We start from the raw sequence: 8,650 nt of genomic DNA on the forward strand, positions 1-8,650 counted from the left end.
AAGATCAGCGATCCTTGTTGCCGGCGAGCTGTTCCTTCAGCGCCGCCAGTTTTGCGAATGGCGAATTGGGATCGATCGGCCGGTCGCGCTCGCGTGGCGCGGCGCTGGTGGCGTATTGCCGATGCGACGGGCCAGAGTCGCGCTTGTCGCGGCCGCCCTTGTCACGCCCACCGAAATCGCGGCCACCTTTATCGCGCCCGCCGCCCTTGTTGCGGTCACCCTTGTTGCGATCGCCGCCGAATTTCTCCGGACGACCACCGCCCTTGTTGTCGCGGCGGGTGTCATTGTCGCGGCCCTTGCCTTCAAAGCGCTCGCGCGGCGGACGGCTGTCGGCACGCGCTTCTTGCGGTGCGCCCTCTGCCGGCGGCGTGGCGTTGGCATCAGCGGGTGCGCCCTCGCGCGGCTTGCGGAACTCGTTGTGACGGCGGCCGCGGCGATGCCGCTGCTCGCGTCCGGGCGCTGCAGCCTCGCCGCCTTCACCGGCGGCAGCCGCCGCGGGCGCAACACCGTCGGCGCTCCTGTTCTGCTGATGGCCGCGATGACGCTGGCGGTTGCGGTCGTGGTGCGGACGGCGTTCTTCCGAACGGCCACCGGGCCGCCAGACTTCGACCATTTCGGGCACGACAGGCGCATCGGGCTTGGCTTCGGCGGCGGCTTCCGTCGCTGCGGCATCGCCGGCGACAGCTTCTGTTATGGCTTCAGGAGCAATTGCGTCGGGCGCCGTGGCCGCCTCGACAGCGGCCGTCACGTCGGCCGCGGTGGGCACCTCGGGTGCGCTCAGCACCTCGGCTGGCGTTTCGGCCGGCGCGGGCTCTGCGGCGGCCTCGACAACGGGTTCAGCTTCCACCGCGGGCTCTTCGGCCGGCGCCGGCGCGAGCGTGACCTCGGGCAGCAAGGCGGCCGATGGCGCGGGGTCGCCGGAGACCGGCTGGGCCACGGTCTCGTCAGCGGTTTGCGCGGGCGCTTCAGCCGACGCTTCAGTCGCGGCTTCCATCGGCGCGTCTGCCGTGGCTTCGGCCGGCGCGGCCGCATCGGCCACAGCATCAGTGCCCTCAACCGGCGCGGCTTCCGCTGCAACGATCGGCTCAGTCGCCGCGACCGGCTTCGGCGGCAGCGGCGCGCGGCGCTCGGAGCGATAGCCGAGCGCGCGCAGGATCGAGGCGAAATCTTCGCCGGCCGAACCCGTCAGCGAGGTCATCGCCTGCGTCACCACAAAGCTGCGGCCATCGAACGCGCCGGCGGGTTTTTCGCCCGGCGAACTTTCGCGCCAGGCCAGCGCGGGGCGGATCAGATCGGCAAGACGCTCCAGAATATCGACGCGCACCGCGCGCTCGCCGCACTGGCGATAGCCGAGCACGCGATAGGCGTCACGTGCCAGCGCCTTGTCGACCGCGAACGAGGTGCGGCCGCTACTCGCCAGATGCTGCGCACCTGACAGCGCGGACATGTCGACATTGTCCTGCTTCTCGGCCCACAGCAGCGAGGCCAGCGAGCGCGCCGCGGGCTTCAGCAGTCCCGGGAAATAGATGTGATAGGCGCCGAAGCGCACGCCGTATTTGCGCAGCGTCGCGCGCGAGGGCTGGTCGAGATCCTTCATCTCGGCGGTGATTTTTGAACGCTCGAGCACGCCGAGCGCCTCGATCAATTGGAACGCGATGCCGCGCGCGATGCCGGTGATGTCCTCGGCCTTGGCAAGCCCGAACAGCGGACCGAGCAGCTTTTCGATATGCGTTTTGAGCCACAGGTCGAGCCGCGTCTGCACGGCTTCGCGCGCCGCGCCATTGAGGCGATCGTCGGAAATGATGCGCAGGCGCGGATGCAGCGCGTCGTCGGCGGCGACGAGCTTTGCCACCGCATCGCCGGTCCAGCGGATGGTGCCATCTGACGTCAGCACGAAGGCGTCGTCGGGCGCAGCGCTAAGCTTTTCGGCGCGCGTGTCGATCTCGCCGGCCAGCACCTGCTGTGCTGCCGCCTGCAACGCCTTGGCGTCGCTTCCGGCCTCCGCCGCATCTGGTGCAAAGGTGAATCCGTCGAGGCGGCCGATCACATGGCCTTCAACGATCACTTCGCCGGTCTTGCCGATTTCCGTATTCAAAACACTGTTCTCCCGCAGGCGGCGCATCAATACACTGGTACGGCGGTCAACGAAACGCTCCGTTAGCCGTTCATGCAGCGCATCGGACAATTTATTTTCGACCTCGCGCGTGATCCCCTGCCAATGATCGGGGTCACCCAGCCAGTCCGGCCGGTTGGCGACGAAGGTCCAGGTGCGGATTTGCGCGATCCGGCCCGACAGCGTGTCGATATCGCCGGTGACGCGGTCGGCCTGGTCGACCTGGGCCGCGAACCATTCGTCGGGAATCCGGCCCTTTTTCATCAGGAATCCGTACAGCGTGGTCACGAGTTCGGCATGGGCGGCGGGCGCCAGGCGCCGATAATCCGGGATCTGGCAGGCGTCCCACAGCCGTTCCACGGCCGCCGGCCCGTGGGCCATTTCCCGCACCTCGGCGTCGCGTGCCGCATGATCGAGCACGCGCAAATCCTCGGCAATCGGCGCGCGGGTCAGCACTTCGTGCTGCGGCGAGAGCGCCAGCGAGACCTGCAGGCTGCCGAGCGAGGCGAAATCCAGCTTGGAATTGCGCCACTGCAGCATTTTGACGCTGTCAAACGTGTGGTTCTGCAGCGCGTTCACCAGTTCCGGCTCGAACGGCGCGCAGCGGCCCGTGGTGCCGAAGGTGCCGTTGCGCGTGGCGCGGCCGGCGCGGCCGGCAATCTGTGCAAACTCGGAAGGGTTGAGGCGGCGGAACTGGTAGCCGTCATATTTGCGGTCGGACGCAAACGCGACGTGATCGACGTCGAGGTTGAGGCCCATTCCCACAGCGTCTGTCGCGACGAGATAATCGACGTCGCCGTTCTGGAACATCTCGACCTGCGCATTGCGTGTGCGTGGTGAGAGCGAGCCCAGCACCACGGCCGCGCCGCCATGCTGGCGGCGGATCAATTCGGCGATCGCGTAGACTTCATCGGCCGAGAACGCGACGATCGCGGTTCTTCTCGGCTGGCGCGTGATCTTGCGGTCGCCGGCGAATTCAAGCTGCGACAATCTGGGACGCGTGACGATCGACGCGCCCGGCAGCAGCCGCTCGATAATGGGGCGCATCGTCGCAGCGCCAAGCAGCAGCGTCTCGTCGCGGCCGCGGCGGTGCAGGATGCGATCGGTGAACACATGCCCGCGTTCGAGATCGGCGGCGATCTGGATTTCATCGACCGCGAGGAACGACACGTCGATGTCGCGCGGCATCGCTTCCACCGTCGACACCCAGTAGCGCGGGTTCTTCGGCTTGATCTTCTCCTCGCCGGTGATCAGCGCGACGGCTTCGCTTCCCGCGCGCGCGGCGATCTTGTTGTAGACCTCGCGCGCGAGCAGCCGCAGCGGCAGGCCGATGATCCCCGACGAATGCCCGAGCATCCGCTCGATCGCCAGATGCGTCTTGCCGGTGTTGGTCGGCCCCAGCACCGCGGTAACGCCGGCGCCGGGAGCGCGTTCATGTCCAAACGTGGACGAGTAGGAGAAAGCCATAATTTGCAGGTGTTTCTTTGATTCTCAGCGGCGCCGCGCGGCTTGCTATGTGTGTCAGTTTGCGACGGTGATGCGGTCGCGGCTTAAGCTATGGAACGAGTCTAGAACGAATCGCGCCCGAATCGCTGACTCTTACTTAAACTGGCTTCGTTCACCGCAACATCCAGCGTTAGCGCTCATGATGCGGCACTAGATCAAGTTTGCCTGGGCTCCACAAGGCGGTGAATTTGAGTGAATTCCTTAAAAGTTGAGAGGGCTCGGAGTCGAATCAGAAGTGGTGAAGAGTCAATGGGATTCGTTGGGTCTCGTCGTCCCGGCGAAGGCCGGGACCCATACGCCGCGGCCGTGCCGTTTGAGCCGGTCAAAGTTGCACCTGCTGCAACAATGAATGCCTGTGGTTATGGGTCCCGGCCTTCGCCGGGACGACACCGGCGTTACTGCGTCTTCGCCACCCTTGGCGGCGCCGCCGTTGTGACAAAACTCGTGGCTTCCAGCATCGCGGGGCCGAACGGGGTCGGGATCGTCATGCGGAATGGAACCAGGATGCGCGTGCCCGCGATCGGCACGAAGGCGATCTCGATGTTGCGCTGGGCGGCGAGGTGCTTGATCACCGGACGATCGGGGATATAGCCCGCGATCGGCGTGAAATAGACCGCGCAGACCACGGCGGGCCCATGATAGCCGCGCTCGGCCTTCACATTTTCCATGCGCTTGTAGTCGAGCTTGAGGTCGTAGCGCAGCCGGCCATCGAAGATGCCGGTGCCGGTGCGGCAGGCCTCCGGCGACAGCGGATCGGCCGTTCCGGGCACGCGGATCATCGCGCCCGTCATCGGATCGAGCACGTTTTTGCGATGCGCTTCGGTAACGACGATGCGGTCCGGATCAACAGGCGGTTCCGGATCGATGGTAAAATCCTTCACTCCCCCGTTCGCGATCACGAGGCGGATGGTCTCGGATTTCTTCGAACTCGTGGTGGTCGCGGTATAGGCGTTGGCGACCAGCGCGCCACCCACGACGCGGCCCTGGGAGGCGCCGGAACCCTTGCCGCCCGAAAACGCCTGCAGCAGGCCGGTGGAACCGCCCTGCGCGGAGGCGGAAAACGCATCATCGCCGATTTCGATGGTCCAGGTGCCCTTGCCGACGGGAATGCCCGCCAGCGACGCCTCGTAATGGGCATCGAGCCGGCCTTGCGCGGAGGCTTCCAGCGGCGCCAGCCACAGCAGGGCGCCGGCCGCAAGACTGCCCACCAGGCCGAAACGATGCGAAATGGCACGTGTGGTCACGTAACTGACGGTCCTGCTGGCGCGAGCTCTTGTTTATGTAATCAGAAATATCCGGCAATCAACGCGTGGCTGGTCCCTCGCGGCGGCTCAATCCGCGGGGAACACTCATGTCGGCGGGGATTGCGCCCTTTATATGGTCCTAACGTCTTGATATCCTTAAACCCTTGTAATGGCTTCCAAACCGGCAATGCTGTCTTCCCAGGGATACGCAAAATCTTAAGCGAAACCCCGCAAAACCTTGACGCCTCGGGCCGCTCGCCCTATACGTCCGCGGTTCCTGGAAATGGACATGATTTTGGACCCCCGCGCGGCGCCATGATGCGCTTGCTGATTGCGGGGATGGAAGAGGATTTTGTGCGATGTCACGGCGCTGCGAACTGACGGCCAAGGGCCCGCTGGTGGGTAACAAGGTGAGCCACTCGAACATCAAGACCAAGCGGCGCTTCCTGCCGAACCTGGTCAACGTCACCTTCATCTCGGACGCGCTTGGCCGCAACGTACGCCTGCGCGTCTCGACCAATGCGCTCAAGAGCGTCGACCACAATGGCGGCCTCGACGGCTACCTTCTCAAGGCCAAGGCCGACGTGCTGTCGCCCCGCGCCCTCGATCTCAAGCGCGCGATCCAGAAGAAGGTCGGCAAGCCGGAATACGTGAAGAAGGCGAGCTAGGGTTTAGCTCCGCTTCATTGGCGGTTAGAGTTTTGAACGGCTGGGTCGAAGGACCCGGCCGTTTTTGTTTTGTGAGTCTTCGGCCAATCAACTGGATTAAGTGACGATTCGTGTCCTGACTCTCGTCGATAAGCAAAATTGGATAGCGAGAGACGAGCAACTTTTGAAGAGCAAGTCTTGTTAGCAAAAACTCCGATGTAATCTGTATACGCGTTGAGCACAAAGTACGTTGAAAGTTTCCTGCCCAGGAAATTCATGAGGGACGTCGGCCATACGGTAAGCTTGGGTGATGCTGCATCCGGCTGATCACCGGTTTTGGTCGCGGCCTTGGCTGCTGCCTTCAAACTGTCGGCGTCAGTTATCGCGGCGAGATAGTCCTTGAAGAGGTCCGGGAGGCTCTTCGGCTCCAACCGGACCCGCACGCCCAGAAACCCTCCTACCCAGTCAAGCGTGAGAGATCGAGGGACGGTAACAGATTCTCCCAAGACGCAAGATTAAGCTCAACTTCCTTGTCGTTGGCCTTGCCGTCGATCCACGACTTTCCAATAGCGTCGATCGCTGCCCAACGAGAAAGGGTTATGTCGTGCGCTTCAAACGGACGGCCGCGCGGTGATAAAAACTTGCGCATCGCAAGAATTGCGGATGTCTTCCCGCTATTATTCGCCCCAACGAACAATGTGGTTGATTCCGCAAGATCAATACGAATTGAAAGAAGCTTTCGAAAGTTTGCGATTTCGATGAATTTGATCTGCACCCTGAATCCTCATTCGCCGTAGAATCGGCTACTGACTAACGGTGTACCATGTTGGCGTGCAGATAACCTATATTTCTACCCTATGGGGAGACCCAATTGGACTTCCACGTCGACTGCGCGACGCGGTCACAGGGAGCGCTATGATTTGAGGTTGGTTGCGGACGAGACCTTCAAGCTCGGCGGAATCCCTCTCGCCACTCCGCGAATCTCTATCTAAACTTCCGGCTGCATCATCCCCGGGGCACCCTCATGGAATCAAGAAACATCGTCATCTGCTGCGACGGCACCGGCAACGAGATCAGCGAAAACATCTCCAATGTGCTGAAGCTCTATCGCTGCCTGCGCAAGACCGAGAAGACCGAGCCGCGGCAACTGGTGTTTTACGATCCCGGCGTCGGCACGCTGGCGCGGCCAAACACGTGGCACCGGCTCAGGCAGAATTTCAACGCCATCCTGGGGCTCGCCACCGGCTATGGGCTCGATGACAACGTGCTGGCGGCCTATGCCTTCCTGGTGCAGAACTGGCGCGAGGGCGACCAGATCTATCTGTTCGGCTTTTCCCGCGGCGCCTACACCGTGCGGGTGCTGGCGGGGCTGATCCACAAGATCGGACTGATCACGGAAGAGCAGGGCAATCTCGCAGGCTCGGGCCTGATTGCCTACAAGGCGTTCTCCAGCGACGAGGCGCCGAAGCTGCGCGAAAAATTCAGGGGGCGCGTCGACGCCGCCGCCGCCGAGGATGCCGAGCCGCCCTCGCCGTTCGACAACGCCGCGCAGTTCGCGCGCATCACCTCGGCGCGCTGGCCCACCATCCGCTTCGTCGGCGTCTGGGATACGGTGGCGAGCGTGATCGTGCCGCGGCCCGACCGGTTCTATCTCCCGAGTCTCGAGGAACTGGCCTGGACGCTGCAGAACCCGAGCGTGCAGATTTTCCGCCAGGCGATCTCGATCGACGAGCGGCGCTGCATGTTCCGATGTAAGAAGTGGGACGCGCCGCAGACCTACAAGCCGGTCCGCTTCAACGACGTGAAGGACGCGCCACAGGATATCCTGCAGGTGTGGTTTTCAGGCGTGCATGCCGATATCGGCGGCGGCTATCCCGAAAAAGAATCCGGCCTCTCCAAATATCCGCTGCTCTGGATGATCGACGAGGCCGAGAAAGCCGGCCTCAAGTTCAACCACGCCAATGTCAACCAGCTCGCCTGGGGGATTCCGCGGAAGGGAAGCCCGTTCTCCTACGTCGCGCCTGATGTGCGCGGCGAGGTGCATAATTCGCTTCTTGGCGCGTGGTGGCTGCTCGAATTTCTGCCGAAGAGCGCGAAGTACAGGGAGTGGCCGAAGCGGCAGGTGTATTTTGGATTCTACATTCCGGATGCGGAGCCGCGGGTGATTCCGGAAGGCGCTGTCATTCATGAGTCGGTGGTGAAGCGGATGGCTGACGTGAAGGAGTATCGGCCGGTGAATCTGCCGGAGAGGTATGAGACGTGGCCGATGCCGGTGAAGGCGGAGCAGGTGGAGATGCCGGCGGAGGTGTGAGGCCTAACATCTTGCGTCGTCCCGGCGAAGGCCGGGACCCATACGCCGTGACGCTTATGTTGGGAGACGCCGTTCGATGACTTTGCTTAACTACTCAATCCTGTGGTTATGGGTCCCGGCCTTCGCCGGGACGACGAAACTTATCAGCGCTGCCGCAGGCCAAATGACACCATGACCACCCCCCGCACCTACTACGTCTACATCCTCGCCTCTGCCCGCCACGGAACGCTCTACATCGGCGTCTGCAACGATCTCAGCAATCGCCTTACGCTGCATCGCGCCGGACGCGGCTCGGAGTTCGTCAAGAAGTATGGCGTTACGCGGCTGGTTTACATTGGAGACATATGCCTCGCCGCAGGAAGCCATCGCGCGCGAGAAGCAATTGAAGAACTGGCATCGCGACTGGAAGGTACGGTTGATCGAAGAAGAGAATCCCGACTGGAGCGATCTGTCGCATCTGCTTTAGTCGTCGTCCTGTCTTGTGTCGTCGTCCCGGCTATCGTTGTCGTCCCGGCGAAGGCCGGGACCCATACGCCGCGGCCTGTCGGCAAGAGCACTGACGTTGGAGACCTTCTGCAACAATAAGCGACACGGAGTATGGGTCCCGGCCTTCGCCGGGACGACATCGGACTGCGACAAAACGGCACGACGGGCAAATCACTTACGATTGTCAGAAATCATGTCAAGCCCAGAATTTCCGAAAATCAAAAATATTTCCCTTTCCTTCGACCCAAATCACCGGCACATTCTCGCCCATCCCGTCCCACTCAGAGGGGCGTCGGCCGTCGTCATGACGAGGGGCGGGGATGCGGTGGACGTTGACGTTGCG

The 8,650-nt window shown here is 62.9% G+C and carries 5 protein-coding genes and 1 pseudogene; 3 read left to right on the top strand and 3 right to left on the bottom strand.

Features of this window, described 5'->3' with window-relative positions; translation table 11 throughout:
* Window positions 1-4: 4 nt before the first annotated feature.
* Together JQ611_RS20350 and JQ611_RS20355 are read right to left on the bottom strand one after the other, a co-directional pair.
* Window positions 5-3,580: a helicase-related protein gene (locus tag JQ611_RS20350; RefSeq protein ID WP_212466399.1), complete on the bottom strand. Its 3,576-nt coding sequence runs from the start codon at window positions 3,578-3,580 to the stop codon at window positions 5-7.
* 434 nt (window positions 3,581-4,014) lie between these two features.
* A complete protein-coding gene (locus tag JQ611_RS20355) occupies window positions 4,015-4,827 on the bottom strand; it encodes a DUF3108 domain-containing protein (RefSeq protein WP_409411285.1) in 813 nt (270 codons plus the stop codon).
* A gap of 395 nt (window positions 4,828-5,222) precedes the next feature.
* Here JQ611_RS20355 and rpmB point away from each other — a divergent pair, with 395 nt between their 5' ends.
* A complete protein-coding gene (gene rpmB, locus JQ611_RS20360; RefSeq protein ID WP_192736494.1) occupies window positions 5,223-5,531 on the top strand; it encodes a 50S ribosomal protein L28 in 309 nt (102 codons plus the stop codon).
* A gap of 436 nt (window positions 5,532-5,967) precedes the next feature.
* Here the strand turns inward: rpmB and JQ611_RS20365 are convergent, their stop codons facing one another.
* On the bottom strand, window positions 5,968-6,285 hold the full coding sequence (locus JQ611_RS20365) for an AAA family ATPase (protein ID WP_212466400.1): 318 nt from the start codon (window positions 6,283-6,285) through the stop codon (window positions 5,968-5,970).
* A gap of 249 nt (window positions 6,286-6,534) precedes the next feature.
* Between JQ611_RS20365 and JQ611_RS20370 the strand changes: the two genes are divergently transcribed.
* Both JQ611_RS20370 and JQ611_RS20375 read left to right on the top strand, forming a co-directional pair.
* On the top strand, window positions 6,535-7,821 hold the full coding sequence (locus tag JQ611_RS20370; RefSeq protein ID WP_212466401.1) for a DUF2235 domain-containing protein: 1,287 nt from the start codon (window positions 6,535-6,537) through the stop codon (window positions 7,819-7,821).
* Window positions 7,822-7,992: 171 nt separating this feature from the next.
* Window positions 7,993-8,287: pseudogene (locus tag JQ611_RS20375) on the top strand (GIY-YIG nuclease family protein).
* Window positions 8,288-8,650 lie beyond the last annotated feature (363 nt).

The sequence above is a fragment of the Bradyrhizobium sp. AUGA SZCCT0182 genome (genome assembly GCF_018130185.1).
Classification (GTDB): Bacteria; Pseudomonadota; Alphaproteobacteria; order Rhizobiales; family Xanthobacteraceae; genus Bradyrhizobium.

Bases quoted from the DNA above. Each gene is read 5' to 3' on its own strand.
- JQ611_RS20370 (WP_212466401.1), top strand. From the start codon at position 6,535: ATGGAATCAAGAAACATCGTCATCTGCTGCGACGGCACCGGCAACGAG.
- JQ611_RS20350 (WP_212466399.1), bottom strand. From the start codon at position 3,580: ATGGCTTTCTCCTACTCGTCCACGTTTGGACATGAACGCGCTCCCGGC.
- rpmB (WP_192736494.1), top strand. From the start codon at position 5,223: ATGTCACGGCGCTGCGAACTGACGGCCAAGGGCCCGCTGGTGGGTAAC.